Origin of the sequence: Pseudomonas sp. R38(2017), from assembly GCF_002112395.1 — a bacterium.
In the GTDB taxonomy this organism is placed as follows: Bacteria; Pseudomonadota; Gammaproteobacteria; order Pseudomonadales; family Pseudomonadaceae; genus Aquipseudomonas.
The window spans coordinates 106,575-121,438 of record NZ_NEHN01000011.1; the positions used below are offsets into that span (position 1 = coordinate 106,575).

Here is a 14,864-nt window from a genome sequence, read left to right on the forward strand (position 1 = left end):
CTTTACGGACTTTGGCGCTTCAGGCGTCCACGGCTTTGCCGTTTCTCAGTTTGTAGCGGCGGCGTAGTTCTCTGATTTGCAGGCTGAGGAAGTAGACCAGTGAGCCGGCCAGGTAAAGAGGCCAGAACGCGATCAGTACAACCTGAATCCAGACGTCGAGACCATCGGCATTTTCATGAAAAAATGTATTGATCACCCAAGTCATGACTGGATTGCGTTGGATCGGATGCTCATGGTCATCAATCCAGTTCCAGAACAGTCTCCATACCTCGGCCAGCAACAGGGCGGCTAACCAGACACCGATGAAAACGAGACTGGGAAGTGCGAAGTGCTTCAGTTCCACGAAAAACCTTCTCCATGCCGTCACCGCGGCTACGATTTAATGATGCTCCTACGTCTCCATGTACCGCATCTTGTAGGAAGATTCGTACATGGGCCGCCATCATATCGCCAGATATGTCGCTATGCTTACAAAAAAGTTTATTTTTTTTGAACTTTTCACCCGAGTGTTGAATTGTCGAACCGAAGCACTACGCAGAAGTCCCTTAATCACTGCGCCTGTGGTGTCACCAACCATTTACCGATGATGCTCTGATATTTTCCGGTGGCCTTACTCAGGTGCAGCCACTGATCGACATAGAATTTCCAGCTCATGTCATCGCGTGGCAGGAGGTAGGCTTTTTCCCCGTACTGCATGAATCGGTCCGGGTTGACGGCGCACAGAGCGGGTTTCTGCTTCTGTTGATACCGCGCTTCGGAAGCGTCGGTGATCATCACATCGGCCTTGTTGTCGAGCAGTTGCTCGAAGATCGTCACATTGTCGTGCAGAGCCAATTGCGCCCGGGGCAGGAAGGCGTGGACAAAGGCCTCGTTGGTGCCTCCGGCGGGTTCGACCAGGCGCACGTTTGGCTGATTGATCTGCTCAAGGGTCTGGTACTTGGACTGATCGGCGCAACGCACCAGCGGGATCTTGCCGTCGACGTCGAGGGTGTTGCTGAAGTAGGCCTTTTTCTGCCGCTCCAGCGTCACCGAAATGCCGCCCATGCCGATGTCGCATTTGCCGGCCTGCATGTCGGGCATCAGGGTTTTCCAGGTGGTCTGCACCCACTCGATCTTCACGCCGAGGCTGTCGGCCAGGGACTGGGCCATGGCGATGTCGATGCCTTCGAAACCGCCGTCTGCGCGTTTAAAGGTGTAGGGTTTGTAGTCGCCTGTGGTGCAGACGCGCAACTGGCCTTGTTGCTGGATGGTGTCCAGGTGCGAGGCTGATTCTTGTGCCTGAACGGTACAGGCCAGCGCCAGCAAACCGCAGAAGATCATCGTGTTTTTTCGAATGGTCATTGTGATCGGGCCTGTGCAGTGGGAGTGCGGGCCAGTGTAGTGAAAGGGTTTGCCGGGTGTCATCCAGCGTCCGGCCCGAGCGTTCCCAGCCACGCCACCAGCGCCACGATCAACAGCGCAATCCCGAGCTCCACTGCAACACTGCGTCGTAGCGCATTGGCTGCCACTTGATGCTGGCCGTCGCACAACGATTGCTCCAGCAACGGGCCTAGGTGAAAGCGGTTCAACGCCGCTAAAACCAGCATGCCGGCGAACAGCACAACCTTGATTGCCAGCAGTATCCCGTAGGTGCCGAGCAAGACATCGCCCAACTTCGGGCCGACGATGAACAGGTAGTTCGCCACGCCGGTCACTGAAAGGATGATCACAATCGCCGCGCCCACGCTTTCGAAACGTTTGACGGCATCGGCCAGCGAACGAATACGCGCTTCGCTGAACAGAGCGTCGAGCCGCGACATCAAGACCAGCGCCAACATGGCGCCCATCCACGCACCCGCCGCGAGCAGGTGCAGGATGTCGCTGAGCAGGTGCCAGGCGCCATCCATCGCGCCGTGCCCGCTCCAGGCCAGAGAGGCGAGGGCGAGTGCGCCGGCCATCGACGCCAGCCACAATCCCGGCCAGATCATCACGACGGCCAGCGCAATCATCCGCACCGCCCACGCCAGCCCGACATCGGTTTCAAACAGCATCATCTGCAGGTGTGGCCACAGCGCCGCGATTTCCGTTTCGCCACTCATGGCGAGGGTCATCAGTACCAGACCGGCTACCGACAGTAATGCCCCGAACAGCGCCATCCCGCGCAGCATCGGCCGAAACCGCAGCGTTGCGCCAACGTTGTACAACCCGAACAACGCCACCCCGAACAACAGCAGCAAATCCACGTACAACGCCATCCGCAGCAGGATGTTGATCAGGTCGGCCATCGGTCACTTCACTTTGAACGTGACGTTGCCGGTAATCGGATGAGTGTCCGATGACACCGCGCGCCATTCGACCTTGTAGGTGCCAGCCGGCAAAGGCGAGAGCGGGGTGACGAACATGGTTTTCGGATCGCTGCCGGCGCTGACTTTGGCCTTCATCGGCATCGGCGAGTGGGCCATGCCGGGCATTTCGGTCATCACCAGTTTGGCGCCGGAGAACTGGGTCATCAGGTTCTCCGAAAAGCGCAGTTCGATTTTCTCCGGTGGCGCGCCGTCCGCGCCTTCGGCCGGAGTCGACGACAGCAATTTCGGGTGGGCTTGGGCCAGGGTGCTCAGGAGCAAACCGCTGGTGAGGACCAGGGAGATTTTCAATGTACGCATGCAAGACCTCTGTGTTGTTTTTTGAAGGGATTCAGAACCACAGCCGCACGCCGAGGACGAGTCGCGCTTCGCTGCGATCCTCGCCTTCTTCCCGTGCGTAATCGGCGGTGTTGCCGTAGGTGCGGTTCCAGGTCACGCCGATGTACGGCGCAAACTCGCGGCGGATTTCATAGCGCAAGCGCAATCCGGCTTCGGTGTTCGAGAGGCCCGAGCCGATCCCGCGTTGCGGATCGTTTTTGCCGTAGACGTTGAGTTCGGCGGTGGGCTGCAGGATCAGCCGGTTGGTGAGCAGGATGTCGTAATCACCCTCCAGCCGCACCGCGCTCTGGCCGTTTTCGCCGAGGAACGCCGTGGCTTCGGCTTCGAAGTTGTACAGCGCCATGCCTTGCAGACCGAACGCGGCCCAGGTTTGCGGGGCGCCGGGCTTGAAGTCCTGGCGCACGCCGCTGACCACGTCCCACCATGGCGAAATCGCGTGGCCCCAGAGCGCCTGGATCTCCGCGTCTTCGGTCTTGCCGTTGCTGCGTTCGCCTTCGGAGCGCAGCCACAGGCGATCAATGTCGCCGCCGATCCAGCCGGACACATCCCAGGCCAGGGTGCTGGCGTCTTCGCCGTTCTGCCATTCGAGTTTGTCGGCGAGGAAGTAAGTGTTGATGACGCTGTCGTGCACCTGGTGGCCACCGTGACTGGTGAACACGGCGGTGCGGTCGGCGTCGGTCAGCGCGGGGATCGGTGTGCGGCTTTCGGTCGGTGCGGCGGGCTGCATCATTCCGTCGTCCATGCTTTGCAGATCGCCCATCTGGCTGTGGTCCATGCCCTGCATGTCGCTGGCGGCGAACACCGAAGACAGCGACATAAGTGACAACGAAAACACGGCAAATCGAGTCATGGTCGGTGTCCTCATTCTTCCACCCGCACTTCGCGGAACATGCCCATTTCCATGTGGTACAGGAGATGGCAGTGATAGGCCCAACGACCCAGCGCATCGGCGGTCACGCGGTAGCTGCGGCGGGTGCCGGGCGGCATGTCGATGGTGTGTTTGCGCACCTGGAAGTCGCCGTTTTCGTCTTCCAGATCGCTCCACATGCCATGCAGGTGAATGGGGTGGGTCATCATCGTGTCGTTGACCAGCACCAGCCGGATGCGCTCGCCGTATTTCAAACGCAGGGCCTCGGCGTCGGAGAATTTGATGCCGTTGAACGACCAGACGAATTTCTCCATGTGGCCGGTGAGGTGTAGCTCGATGGTGCGGCCCGGGTCGCGGCCGTCGGGGTCTTCGAAGGTGCTGCGCAGGTCGGCGTAGGTCAGCACGCGGCGGCCGTTGTTGCGCAGGCCGAGGCCAGGATCGTCGAGTTTCGGGGCGGTGGTCATGGCTTGCATGTCCACCAATGGATTGTCCTTTTCGCTGTCGGGGTGCGACTGCATCGGGCCCATGTTCATGCTGGCGTGGTCCATGGCGCTCATGTCCATCGAGCCATGATTCATTCCACCAGAGCCCATGCCGCCCATGCCCATGTCGTCCATGGTCACCAGCGGGCGCGGGTCCAGCGCCGGCACCGGGGCCGACAAACCGGCGCGGGTGGCAAGGGTGCCGCGGGCGTAACCAGTGCGGTCCATGGCCTGGGCGAACAGGGTGTAGGCGTCGGCGGCGGGTTCGACGATCACGTCATAGGTTTCCGCCACGGCGATGCGCAGCTCGTCGACGGTGACCGGTTTGACGTGCAGGCCGTCGGCGGCGACCACGGTCATTTTCAAGCCGGGAATACGCACGTCGAAGTAAGTCATGGCCGAGCCGTTGATCAGCCGCAGGCGCAGCTTTTCGCCGGGGCGAAACAGGCCGGTCCAGTTGTTATCCGGAGCGTGGCCATTCATCAGGAAGGTGTACGTGGCGCCGCTGACATCGGCGATGTCGGTGGGATTCATCTTCATCTGCGCCCACATCGTGCGATCGGCAACAGTGGCGCCCCAGCCTTTTTCGCCGACGTCATGGATGAAATCGCCGACGGTGCGCTTGTGGTAGTTGTAGTAGTCGGACTGCTTTTTCAGGGTTTTCATCAGGCTGGCCGGGTCTTCGTCGGTCCAGTCGCTGAGCATCACCACGTGCTCGCGGTCGTACTGGAACGGCTCCGGCTCCCGGGCCTCGATCACCAGCGGCCCGTAGACGCCGGCCTGTTCCTGCAAGCCGGAATGGCTGTGATACCAGTAGGTGCCGTGCTGGCGAACCTTGAATTGGTAGACGTACACGCCACCCGGTTCGATGCCGTGAAAACTCAGGCCCGGTACGCCGTCCATATTGGCCGGCAGCAGAATCCCGTGCCAGTGGATCGAGGTGTCGGCTTTGAGCCGGTTACGCACCCGCAGCGTCACGGTGTCGCCTTCGCGCCAGCGCAGCAGCGGGCCGGGGACGCCGCCGTTGATGGTCATTGCTGTACGTGGCTTGCCGGTGAAGTTGACCGGGGTTTCGCCGATGAACAGTTCGAAGTCGGTGCCGTTCAGTTCGTTGAGTTGACCGGGACTGTTGAGTGCCCACACCGGCGTGCGCCACAGGCCGAGGCCACCGAGCAGACCGCCGGCGGCCAGGCCTTTGACGAAGGTGCGTCTTGAGGTGTTGGAAAACATGCGCTGGAAGTCCCCGTTTGACCAATGACGGGGAGGCTAACCAGCGGCAGCTTTCAGTTGGCTGAGGCGCGGATTACAGTTGCGTCAGGTTCAGTTGCGGGGCGACGACAAAGTCCTACAACCCGAGACCTTCCTGAACCACCGACAACAGATTGTTTTCTGTCAGCGCAATCGCATCCAGTTGTTGACCGGTCTCGATGGTCTGCAACCACCAGTGACTTTCGCCGTGTTCGTCGACGGTGCGCAGCAGCGATGTTTCCCTTCCCGGCAGGTTGATCTGCACGCGGCCGGCACCGTCTTCGGTGAATCGCGCGATAGGATCGAACGTCAGGCTGTGATGGTTGGCCTCGATGATCAATTGGTCGATGGCGTAGTCGTGGGACTCGCCGTCCGGTGAACTTTCGCAAACATGGGTAGGATTTCGCCGAATCTTCAGTCCCACCTCGGTGACCGGTTGCAACCAGCTTTCGATGCGGTGATACAGGTCGTAGACCACCGCCGGCCAGCAATCGATTTCCAGTTCGGTGCAGGTGATGTCGTCCGCGTGAGTGTGCCGGGTTTGCTTGAGCTTCGCGGCGAGTTCGTCTGCTTTACTCATTTCGGGATCCCTGTTTTTGGTGTCTGCTTATTAATCGTAGACCTTTCAACGTAGTACAGCTTTGCCTTGCGTCATGCGCTTGCAACACTGGCATGACTCAATCAGCCCCTGACCATTTGACGGTCAGACCACAGAAACCACGGACGCACGCGTCCCAAGGAACGGGAACATGAAAAAGCTTTTTACAATTATGGCGCTGATTGCGCTGACGGTCGGTAGCATCGGCCTGAGTTCGGCGCGTCAGTCACATGCCAGCAAGGCACCAACGGAGTCGGTGGCGGGGGTGTTCGATTACTACCTGCTGACGCTGTCCTGGTCGCCGACGTTCTGCCTCACCCACAAGGACGACCCGCAATGTACCGGCAAGGGCTACGGTTTTGTCCTGCATGGCCTGTGGCCGCAATACGCCAAGGGCGGCTGGCCGGAGTCCTGCCCGCCGCTGACCACGCTTTCGGCCGCTGAAACAGCCAAGGGCATGACATTGTTCCCGACGAAAAAACTCCTCGATCACGAATGGAGCAAGCACGGCACCTGCAGTGGCCTGGGGGCAATGGGCTATTTCGACGAAGCCGACAAAGCCGTGGCGGCGGTGACAATCCCGCAAGAGTTGCAACCGTTCAGCAACTCTTATTACTTCGAAGCGCAGGAAATCGCCGACCTGTTCCGCAAGAGCAATCCGGGCATCCCGGCAGACGGCATCGCCGTGATCTGCAACGGCCCGGAACTCTCGGAAGTGCGGGTGTGCATGGGCAAGGACCTGCAGTTCGGTGCGTGCGGCAAGGGCGTGAAAACCCAGTGCCGGGCGGGGGATATCCGGGTGCCGCCGTCGCGGTAACGCAATCGGTCACCGGCCATAAAAAACAGGCGCCTTTTCAGGCGCCTTTTTTTTGCGTGCAGATTTGATCAGCGTCGCGACTTTGTTCATGCTGCGCGCCCCACGGATGATGACGCGATACTGCAAGGGGCTTTTTCATGAGCGGAAAACCCGCTGCCCGAGTGACCGACCCGACAGCCTGCCCATTACCGGGACATGGCACCAACCCGATTGTCAGTGGTTCGCCGAACGTGAATTTCGACGGGCTGCCCGCTGCGCGTATGACGGACAAGTCGGCGTGCGGCAGCCCGATTACCGGTGGCGTTTCCTCGACGGTTTTCATCAATGGTCTGAACGCCGCCACCCTGGACAGCACCGGTGGTCACGGGAATGTGGTCATTGGTGGATCCGGCACGGTCATCATCGGCGATACCGTGACGAACGCACCCTTCAGCGGGCTGCTGCCAATGCCGGTGCACTTCACCGACAAATTGCAGCTGGTGAACGACACCACCGGTGAGCCGATGCCGAATCATCCGTACATGATCCAGCGTGCGGACGGTCGGATGGAGCACGGCGTGTCCGATGCTGGCGGTTTCACCCACACCATCAGTTCGCATCTTCCGGAATCCATCAAACTGTTTCTGGAGGAATGAGGCATGTGTGCGGAAACGGTTACGTGCGCGAAAGGCAACAATTACAAGCTGCACAAGGAACATACGCTGACGGACAAGAAGGACGTCAGTGTGAAGGCTGTTCCGGTGGAGAGTACCAAGGCGGTTGTATTTTTTGTGGGAGGTGCTGGGGATAAGGAGCGTTACTATTTTTCTGGACCATATAGAAATATCCAAGGGGCTCAACAGCGCTTTGATAAACGAACCGAAAAACTAGCGAAAGAGGGGAAATATAGATCGGAGTGGCTGGGGTACAACGAGGTCAGAGGGAAAAAGGATATTCAGAGGCATGTTTTAAGCCTTGTCCCGTACAAAACTTGCCCTGTCTATGTTGTGGGTCATAGCCTCGGGGGATGGAACGGTGCGCATTTGACAAAAATCATGTCGGAGTGGGGCTACCGGATTCAGATGTTGATTACCCTTGATCCCGTGGGAGAGGGCGCTTTGGTCTGGTTGGGCTCTGATATATATCGCGAGCGTCCTGAACCTGTCTCCGCCGATTGGATCAACATCAAAGCGGCACCCAGTCAAAGAGACCCATCAGACGGCGTGGCAGACTTTGGTGAGAAATGGCTAGTGTCCTGCGGCCCCTCACTAAACGTGAGCGTCGACACAAATCATGCAAATGCACTGTGGCTGTTTAACGCACCGATAGCTGGAACAAAATCAGCGAGCGACCTTTTGTATGATTCGATCATGGAAGAGTTTTCTTAATGCATAAATTTATACTTTTCGTATTTTTGGTCGCCTGTGCGGGATGTGCTAAAGATCATTTAAAGCCTCCCGCCACTCTAAGCTTCCTATCTGTCGACAGGAAAAGTGGATCGCTGCTTTACAATATCAGGTATAGATCTGATATTGATGTTTTGGATCTTTTTGGCCGAGGAGAAAGAGTCGGGATGGCTTCTGGAAGTCTTGAGTGCGCTTTGGCGGATGATACGGATTTTTCGGTTGATAAAGCGATCCAGTTTTCTGCAGTTGGTTTGGTTGAGTCTGACAAAGGTAAAGGGCGAGATGGCAGTTTTTCGTACATTACTAACGCGTTTCTAGTTGAAACCTATAACAACCGTAGTTCACAAAGGCACTTACCGACAAGCGAGCTGAACCAACTCCTCTCAGGCAAACAACAAATCCCCTGCAAAGTCGTCGTCACCGCTTACGGCTACAAACCCTACTACTCAAACACCATGAACCTCCCGGTCGCAGACCTGCTGCGCGAAGTCAACAAGCCCTGAGCCGGCTTGAGGCGTGTGGCCTGAAAAATAAATCGCCGCGCAGGTCATCCATTTCCACTGCGCGCCGATATCAACGGGGTCAGGATTGTCTCGGTGGCACTTGGTTGCCCCGCACTATCCGGTGGGCTACGCTCACAAAAAACAAGGGTTTCGGGCCTTTGCCCCTGTCGTACCTGCCCAGGACACGCTTTTGCCTATCCCCATTCACGATCCGCATCAGGCCCCCGGCGGCACACTCAAGCGTTTGCCGCTGCGCAAGGCGGCGGTGCTGTTCATTGTTGCGGTGTGTCTGTGCCTGTCCGGTTTGCTGTATTTGCAGATCGAGCAGTCGCGTCGGCAGGATCTGGCGAACGCGCAGATGTCTTCGGCCAACCTGACCCGGGCGATGGCGCAGCAGGCCGAAGATACTTTTCTGGCGGCGGATCTGGTGATGACCAGTCTGGTCGACTGGATTCAGGAAGACGGCTATGGCGCGGCGCAGAAACCGCGTTTGCAGAGGACCTTCGCACGCCGGGTGCAGCAACTGGAGCAGTTGCACGGCATGTTTCTGTTCGATCGCAAAGGGCAGTGGGTGATCACCTCATTCCCTGATCTGCCGCGCGGCAACGGCGTGGCGGATCGCGAGTACTTCAAATATCACCAGCAGAACGTATCGGCCGTGGCGCACATCGGCCCGGCGATTCGCAGCCGCGAAAACGGCGATTGGATCATCCCGATCTCCAAGCGGGTCAATGACCGCTCCGGCAATTTCCAGGGCGTGCTGCTGGCCGGCATCAAGATGTCGTACTTCGACAAGTTCTTCAAAAGCTTCAGCCTTGACGACAATGGCACCATGTTCCTCGGCCTGACCGACGGCACGCTGCTCGCTCGCCGACCGTTCGACGAGTCCTTGATTGGCACCTCTCTGGCCAAGGGCGAGATCTATCAGACGTTGCTCCCCAATGCTTCTGCAGGCACGGCAATGATCGATTCGGTAGTCGACGGGGTCACGCGCCTTTATGGCTATCGGCAGCTCGAAAGTTATCCGCTGGTGGTGTCTGCCTCTTCATCGCGGGACACGATTCTCAAGGGCTGGCATGACCGTGCCTTTCAGTCCAGCGTGATCGTGGCGCTGGTGATGCTCGGTGTGGGGCTGTTCGGCTGGGTGTTCATTCATCAGGTGCGCGACGGCGAGCGGATCGAGAAAAACCTGATCAAGGCCCAGCGGGCGCTGGAGCTGATTGCTACCCACGACAGCCTGACCGGGCTGGCCAACCGGCGCCTGTTCGAGCAGTCGCTGGAAATCGAATTCGCCCGGGGCGCCCGACAGTCGAGCCCGGTGAGCCTGATCATGCTCGATATCGATTTCTTCAAGCGCTACAACGATGCCTACGGCCATGTGGCCGGCGACCATTGCCTGACGCAAGTGGCGTTGGTGGTGAAGAACTGCTGTCAGCGCAAATCCGATCTGGCGGTGCGCTACGGCGGCGAAGAGTTTGCAGTGCTGTTGCCGGACACCGACATCAACGGCGCCCTGGCAATTGCCGGGCAGATCCGCCGCAGCGTCATGGACAAACACATCACCCACAGTGGCTCACCCACCGGTTACCTCACCGTGAGCCTGGGCTGTTACTCGTTCATTCCGCTGGGCAACGACAGCCCGGAACTGTTCATCCAGCGTGCCGATGCGGCGCTGTATCAGGCCAAGAACGCGGGCCGCAATCGCGCGGCAGTGTTGTCCATGGACGGCGGCGTTGGTGAGTTGATGCGTTCGGATCGCTGACGGAAAACAGGTCCAGACACAGGCCATGATGCGCTCACCATGGCCTGTTCTTGTTCGTTCAGCTGCCGGTGCCGGCCCCCGATCCCCCCGTTCCGCCACCCGCTGCACCGGTTCCGCCTCCGGCGCCCGAGCCTGAGCCACTAGCGCCGCCGTTGGTTCCGGTACCTGTTTTCATCCCGTCGGAAGGGCCGTCGTTAGGTCGGTTAGTGGTGTTGTCCGGTGGCATGCTCGTTCCGCCGTTGGCGCCGGATTGGGTGCCCGATGTGTTGGCACCGTCGTTGGCGGCAAAACTGGCGGCGGAGGCTGTGGCCAACAAACCGGCCAGCAGCATCGAGGTCAATGTGCGCGTCTTCATGGTACGTCTCCAGAAAGGGGATTTACCTGATATTGGTCTGAAGCGTGCCTCGCTTGGTGCCGATCGGGTGACCAGTGGTACTCAGAAGTCTACGGTGGCCGAAACCTTCAACGTGCGCGGTGCGCCCTGGGTCAGATAGCCGCCATTGGCCGAGGCCCAATAGGCTTCGTTGGCGACGTTTTCAAGATTGGCCCGCAGGGTGATCTGTTTTTCATCCAGTTTGAAGGCGTAGCGCGAGCCAAGATCGAAACGGGTCCACGCTGGAATGCTCTGGGTGTTGGCCGCGTTCAGGTATTGGCCTCCGGTGCGCAACATACGGGCGCTGAGTGCTGCACCTTCCAGCCCCGGGATGTCCCAATCGGCACCGAGGTTGAACTGGAAGCGCGGCACGCCGACGGCACGGTTGCCGTCATTCACGCCGTTGGCGCTGCCTTCGAGTTCCGTCTTCATCAATGTCGCGCCGCTGAGCAGGCGCACGCCGTCGAGCGGTTCGCCGTAGACGTTGAGTTCCACGCCCTTGTTGGTCTGCTGGCCGTCGACCCGGAAGATACCGTCCTGGGTGTAGCTCGACGGTTGCTCGATGCGGTAGACGCCGAGGCTGGCGCCATAGCTGCCCATGTCCAGCCGCACGCCGGCCTCGACCTGTTTGCTGCGCACCGGCGCGAAGGTTTCGTCGCGGTTGATTGCGGTGGTCGGCGGCGTCGGCCCCTTGGCCAGACCTTCGATGCGGTTGGCGTAGAACGACACGTGCTCCCAGGGCTTGATCACCAGACCGTAGACCGGAGTGGTGATCGATTCGTCGTAACTCGAAGTGCGGGCCCCGGTGGCCGTGGCCCAGCCATCGACCTTCATTTGCTGGCGGCGCAGGCCGAGGGTCAGCAGCACGCGGTCGTCAAGGAAACCGAGGGTGTCGGAAATCGCTTCGCTGCGCAGGGTGTTTTTGCCGACGACGCGCGGATCGTTGATGTCACCGGCGAACGAGGTGGCCGGCGGGCGCGGTTTGTCGGTGACGTTGTACAGATTGGTGGAGTAGCGCGAGGCATTGCCGATGGTTTCGTAGGCTGAGCGCTGCTCGCCCCAAATGCCAGCCCAGCCGAGGTTCAACTGATGGGTGACAGGGCCGGTGTCGAAGCGACCGTTGAGGCCGGCCATGGCGCTCTGGTTGTCTTCGTCGTGGGGCGAATAGAGCATGCCGCCGCGGGCATTGCCGTTGAGGTCCGTGACGGTCAGCGATGAGTAAACACCGTTCTCGCGGGTGTGCTTGGCACCGCCGGACACGTAGGCGGTCCAGTTGTCGTTGAGGTCATATTCGGCGCGGGCCATGCCGAAGGTGTCTTCGAGTTGCGAATAGCTCCAGCTCTGGGCGTAGCTGGCGTTGGCGTCCGGTACTTTGGGGGCTTTTTTCAGGCTCGAATCGACATAGATCACCGAGCGACCTTGATTGATCACCTGCTTCTGATAACCGAAATCGGTCGAGACCCGCAGGCGTTCGCCGCGATAGTCGAGGCCGATGCTGAACAGCGACGAGCGCTGGTCTTCGTTATCGACGGCGGTGTCGCCTTCGCGTTGCATCAGGTTGACCCGTGCACCGAAGCGGTTGTCCTCGCCAAAGCGCTGACCGAGGTCCAGATGCCCGCCGACCCGGCCGTCGGCGCTGTAATCAAGGGTGACGCTGCGGGTCGGCGTGTCCAGGGCGCGTTTGGGTTGCAGGTTGATCCCGCCACCGATGCCGCTGCCGCTCGGGGTGACACCGTTGACGAACGCATTCGGGCCCTTGAACAGCTCGACGCGATCCAGCGCTTCAGTGGCGATGATCTGCCGGGGCAGCACGCCGTAGAGACCGTTATAGGAAATGTCATCGGAGGCCAGCGGCAGACCGCGGATCATGAACATCTGCGAGAAGTTGCCGAAGCCGTTGGACTGGCGCACCGAAGAGTCGTTGAGCAACACATCGCCGATGGTTTGCGCCTGCTGGTCGGCCATGGTCTTGGCGGTGTAGCTGGTGACGCTGAAGGGCAGGTCGTTGACTGCCTGATTGCCAAGCATGCCGACTTGAGCGCGGCGGGCGACCTGTTCGCCGCCGTAGGTGTCGCCGCTGTCGTCGCGCAAGGCAGTGACATTGGTGGCGCCGAGTTCCAGCGCGCCGTCCGCTGCGACTTTCGGGGCCAGGGTGTAACCGTTGTGGCCGGTGCTGATCAGTTCGAAGCCGCTGCCTTCCAGCAACCGGGCAAAGCCGCTTTGCGCGGTGTAATTGCCTTGCAGGCCCGGGCTCTGGCGATTGCCCAGTTGCGACGGATCGAACGACAGCGGCACGCCGACGCTGACCGCAAATTGCGCCAGCACATGGTTGAGCAGGCCAGGGCCGATGTTGACGCTTTGGCTGGTGCTTTCGCTAACGCTGTCGGCGGCGTGGCCGAGGGTTGGCAGCAGCGCGCCGAAAGGCCAGGGCGAGGCTCAGATTCAGGGCCTTGAGCGGGAAAGAAGCAGGGCGGGGCGTGGGCAATGCGGTCATTCGGCGATCCTGTCGAGCGCGTGGAATTAAAAGGTCTATCCACTCACCGAACGAGACGCGAAAAGGTATCAGCGACCATCGAAAATAATCTCGCCGGGCTCAGACACGGGGTTCCACCGACAGCCAATAGCGGGTCAGGCTGTTGATCTTCAGCGGCAGGGTGTCGCTGAGCAAACGCAGGCTGGAATCGGTGTCGCGCAGGGAAAATGCCCCGGACACGCGCATTGCCGCGACATCCGGATGACAGCGCAAGACGCCCCGACGGTATCGGCTCAACTCTCCGAGCAATTCGTCCAGACGCATGTTGCTGGCCAGCAGCATGCCTTTGTCCCAGGCCAGGCTCGCAGTGTCGAAAGTTTCGGCGCTGTCGAAGCCGTTCAGCTTGAAGCGCTGGCGTTCGCCGGCCTTGATGATCGCGTTTTGCTTGAGCAATTCCGGGGTGATTTGCACCTGGCCCTCCAGCACCGACACCAGGCTGCGCGAACCCTCGGTGCGCACACAGAACCGCGTGCCGAGTGCACGAGCGAGGCCTTGCGGGGTTTCGACAATGAACGGGCGGGCGGCAGCATCGCTGGCGGTGTTGATCAGCACTTCGCCGTTGAGTAACAAGACTCGGCGCTCGACCGGGCTGTAGGCGATGTTTACGGCGCTATCGGTGTTGAGCAGCAGTTGAGTGCCGTCCGGCAGTTGCAGCGTTTTTTGCTCGCCGACTGTGGTGCGCTGGTCGGCGGTCCATTGCTGCCACGGAACGTGTTGTGAGGCGATGCCCAGCGGTCCCGCTATCAACAGCAGGCCTAGGCGGGTGACCGTCTGGCGACGGCTGAGGCCTTCTTTGCGTGAAGCCCGTTGCAAGGTCTGGATCGCCACATTGGCCGGCACGCTGCGCAAATCACCGAGCAGAGCTTCGGCCCGTTGCCAGGCGATGGCGTGTTCGGCGCTGCGGCTGCGCCATTGGGCGATGGCCTGATGATCGGACGGCGAGGCGGTGCCCGAATGCAGCTGCACCAGCCAGTCGGCGGCTTCACCGAGAATCTGCGGATTGATCATCGACGAACTCATCAGGCGACACTCAGGCAGGCAATGAACGCGGCGCGCATGTGGCGTTTGACGGTAATCAGCGAAACATTCAGGCGTGTGGCGATCTGCGCATAGGTCAGGCCTTCGATCTGCGACAGCAGGAAAGTGTCGCGGGTCTGCGCCGGCAACTCGCGCAGCAACGCTTCGATGCGCCACAGGGTTTCGAGAATCAGGTAGCGGGTTTCCGGCGACGGCACCTCGGCGGCGGGCAGGCTGGCGATGGTTTCCAGGTAGGCGCGCTCGATGTCCTGACGCCGCCAGCGGTCGATCACCAGACCTTTGGCAATGTGCGTCAGCAGTGCCCGGGGTTCGCTGCCCAGCGGTTTGACCACCTGACGGCTGAGCAGGCGCAGAAACGTATCGTGCGCCAGGTCGGCCGCATCACAGCGATTACCCAACTTGCGCTGCAACCAGCCTTGCAGCCACCCGTGGTGTTCGCTGTAGAGCGTCTGGACTTGCTGATTCAATGGCGGATCGAAAGGCGACATGGGCGGCAGATACTCATTGCGGGCATCCGATGCCTGGCTGCAATTAGAGTGCAATTAAGAATTGATCGCATTCTAGTGGCGCGGAACG

General features: G+C 60.1%; 15 protein-coding genes and 1 pseudogene. 5 read left to right on the plus strand and 11 right to left on the minus strand.

From position 1 onward, the window contains the following. Positions 1 to 19 precede the first annotated feature (19 nt). From CAF87_RS24925 to CAF87_RS24955, 7 genes are all read right to left on the minus strand, one after another. Positions 20 to 343: a hypothetical protein gene (locus CAF87_RS24925; RefSeq protein WP_085733523.1), complete on the minus strand. Its 324-nt coding sequence runs from the start codon at positions 341 to 343 to the stop codon at positions 20 to 22. Positions 344 to 549: 206 nt separating this feature from the next. Continuing rightward, the gene (locus CAF87_RS24930; RefSeq protein ID WP_256576055.1) at positions 550 to 1,341 is read right to left on the minus strand and encodes a transporter substrate-binding domain-containing protein; all 792 of its coding nucleotides are present in this window, start codon (positions 1,339 to 1,341) and stop codon (positions 550 to 552) included. Positions 1,342 to 1,400: 59 nt separating this feature from the next. After that, a complete protein-coding gene (copD, locus tag CAF87_RS24935; protein WP_085733525.1) occupies positions 1,401 to 2,264 on the minus strand; it encodes a copper homeostasis membrane protein CopD in 864 nt (287 codons plus the stop codon). Positions 2,265 to 2,267: 3 nt separating this feature from the next. Continuing rightward, a complete protein-coding gene (gene copC, locus CAF87_RS24940; RefSeq protein ID WP_085733526.1) occupies positions 2,268 to 2,642 on the minus strand; it encodes a copper homeostasis periplasmic binding protein CopC in 375 nt (124 codons plus the stop codon). Positions 2,643 to 2,673: 31 nt separating this feature from the next. After that, positions 2,674 to 3,531, minus strand: coding sequence for a copper resistance protein B (locus tag CAF87_RS24945; protein WP_085733527.1), 858 nt, complete (start codon positions 3,529 to 3,531; stop codon positions 2,674 to 2,676). 11 nt (positions 3,532 to 3,542) lie between these two features. Further along, complete coding sequence (locus CAF87_RS24950; protein ID WP_085733528.1) at positions 3,543 to 5,261, minus strand: copper resistance system multicopper oxidase; 1,719 nt, start codon at positions 5,259 to 5,261, stop codon at positions 3,543 to 3,545. A 115-nt stretch (positions 5,262 to 5,376) separates the two neighbouring features. Then, entirely contained in the window at positions 5,377 to 5,859 is a 483-nt protein-coding gene (locus CAF87_RS24955; RefSeq protein ID WP_085733529.1) for a hypothetical protein, read from the minus strand. Positions 5,860 to 6,028: 169 nt separating this feature from the next. On the opposite strand from CAF87_RS24955, the gene CAF87_RS24960 reads away from it, so the two are divergent. From CAF87_RS24960 to CAF87_RS24980, 5 genes are all read left to right on the plus strand, one after another. Further along, positions 6,029 to 6,694 carry a ribonuclease T2 gene (locus tag CAF87_RS24960; RefSeq protein ID WP_085733530.1) on the plus strand — a complete coding sequence of 222 codons (666 nt, stop codon included), beginning with the start codon at positions 6,029 to 6,031 and terminating at the stop codon, positions 6,692 to 6,694. 137 nt (positions 6,695 to 6,831) lie between these two features. Then, entirely contained in the window at positions 6,832 to 7,329 is a 498-nt protein-coding gene (locus CAF87_RS24965; RefSeq protein ID WP_085712569.1) for a PAAR domain-containing protein, read from the plus strand. Positions 7,330 to 7,332: 3 nt separating this feature from the next. Further along, on the plus strand, positions 7,333 to 8,061 hold the full coding sequence (locus CAF87_RS24970) for an alpha/beta hydrolase (protein WP_085733531.1): 729 nt from the start codon (positions 7,333 to 7,335) through the stop codon (positions 8,059 to 8,061). Next, entirely contained in the window at positions 8,061 to 8,582 is a 522-nt protein-coding gene (locus CAF87_RS24975) for a hypothetical protein (protein WP_085733532.1), read from the plus strand. The genes CAF87_RS24970 and CAF87_RS24975 overlap by 1 nt, the downstream gene beginning before the upstream one ends. 190 nt (positions 8,583 to 8,772) lie before the next feature. Next, the gene (locus CAF87_RS24980; protein WP_085733533.1) at positions 8,773 to 10,344 is read left to right on the plus strand and encodes a sensor domain-containing diguanylate cyclase; all 1,572 of its coding nucleotides are present in this window, start codon (positions 8,773 to 8,775) and stop codon (positions 10,342 to 10,344) included. Between the two features lie 58 nt (positions 10,345 to 10,402). Here the strand turns inward: CAF87_RS24980 and CAF87_RS29350 are convergent, their stop codons facing one another. The 4 genes and pseudogenes from CAF87_RS29350 to CAF87_RS25000 all read right to left on the minus strand — a co-directional run bounded on the left by CAF87_RS29350 (position 10,403) and on the right by CAF87_RS25000 (position 14,776). After that, positions 10,403 to 10,699 carry a hypothetical protein gene (locus CAF87_RS29350; protein WP_085733534.1) on the minus strand — a complete coding sequence of 99 codons (297 nt, stop codon included), beginning with the start codon at positions 10,697 to 10,699 and terminating at the stop codon, positions 10,403 to 10,405. 81 nt (positions 10,700 to 10,780) lie between these two features. Then, a pseudogene (locus tag CAF87_RS24990) lies at positions 10,781 to 13,211 on the minus strand (TonB-dependent siderophore receptor). 99 nt (positions 13,212 to 13,310) lie between these two features. Further along, the gene (locus CAF87_RS24995; protein WP_085733535.1) at positions 13,311 to 14,270 is read right to left on the minus strand and encodes a FecR domain-containing protein; all 960 of its coding nucleotides are present in this window, start codon (positions 14,268 to 14,270) and stop codon (positions 13,311 to 13,313) included. Beyond that, positions 14,270 to 14,776: a sigma-70 family RNA polymerase sigma factor gene (locus CAF87_RS25000; RefSeq protein WP_085712559.1), complete on the minus strand. Its 507-nt coding sequence runs from the start codon at positions 14,774 to 14,776 to the stop codon at positions 14,270 to 14,272. The genes CAF87_RS24995 and CAF87_RS25000 overlap by 1 nt, the downstream gene beginning before the upstream one ends. Positions 14,777 to 14,864 lie beyond the last annotated feature (88 nt).

Coding starts and splice junctions, on each gene's coding strand:
- CAF87_RS24995 (WP_085733535.1), bottom strand. CDS start 14,270: ATGAGTTCGTCGATGATCAATCCGCAGATTCTCGGTGAAGCCGCCGAC.
- CAF87_RS24930 (WP_256576055.1), bottom strand. CDS start 1,341: ATGACCATTCGAAAAAACACGATGATCTTCTGCGGTTTGCTGGCGCTG.
- CAF87_RS24965 (WP_085712569.1), top strand. CDS start 6,832: ATGAGCGGAAAACCCGCTGCCCGAGTGACCGACCCGACAGCCTGCCCA.
- CAF87_RS24945 (WP_085733527.1), bottom strand. CDS start 3,531: ATGACTCGATTTGCCGTGTTTTCGTTGTCACTTATGTCGCTGTCTTCG.
- copC (WP_085733526.1), bottom strand. CDS start 2,642: ATGCGTACATTGAAAATCTCCCTGGTCCTCACCAGCGGTTTGCTCCTG.
- CAF87_RS24960 (WP_085733530.1), top strand. CDS start 6,029: ATGAAAAAGCTTTTTACAATTATGGCGCTGATTGCGCTGACGGTCGGT.
- CAF87_RS24975 (WP_085733532.1), top strand. CDS start 8,061: ATGCATAAATTTATACTTTTCGTATTTTTGGTCGCCTGTGCGGGATGT.
- CAF87_RS24970 (WP_085733531.1), top strand. CDS start 7,333: ATGTGTGCGGAAACGGTTACGTGCGCGAAAGGCAACAATTACAAGCTG.
- CAF87_RS29350 (WP_085733534.1), bottom strand. CDS start 10,699: ATGAAGACGCGCACATTGACCTCGATGCTGCTGGCCGGTTTGTTGGCC.
- CAF87_RS24955 (WP_085733529.1), bottom strand. CDS start 5,859: ATGAGTAAAGCAGACGAACTCGCCGCGAAGCTCAAGCAAACCCGGCAC.
- copD (WP_085733525.1), bottom strand. CDS start 2,264: ATGGCCGACCTGATCAACATCCTGCTGCGGATGGCGTTGTACGTGGAT.
- CAF87_RS24950 (WP_085733528.1), bottom strand. CDS start 5,261: ATGTTTTCCAACACCTCAAGACGCACCTTCGTCAAAGGCCTGGCCGCC.
- CAF87_RS25000 (WP_085712559.1), bottom strand. CDS start 14,776: ATGTCGCCTTTCGATCCGCCATTGAATCAGCAAGTCCAGACGCTCTAC.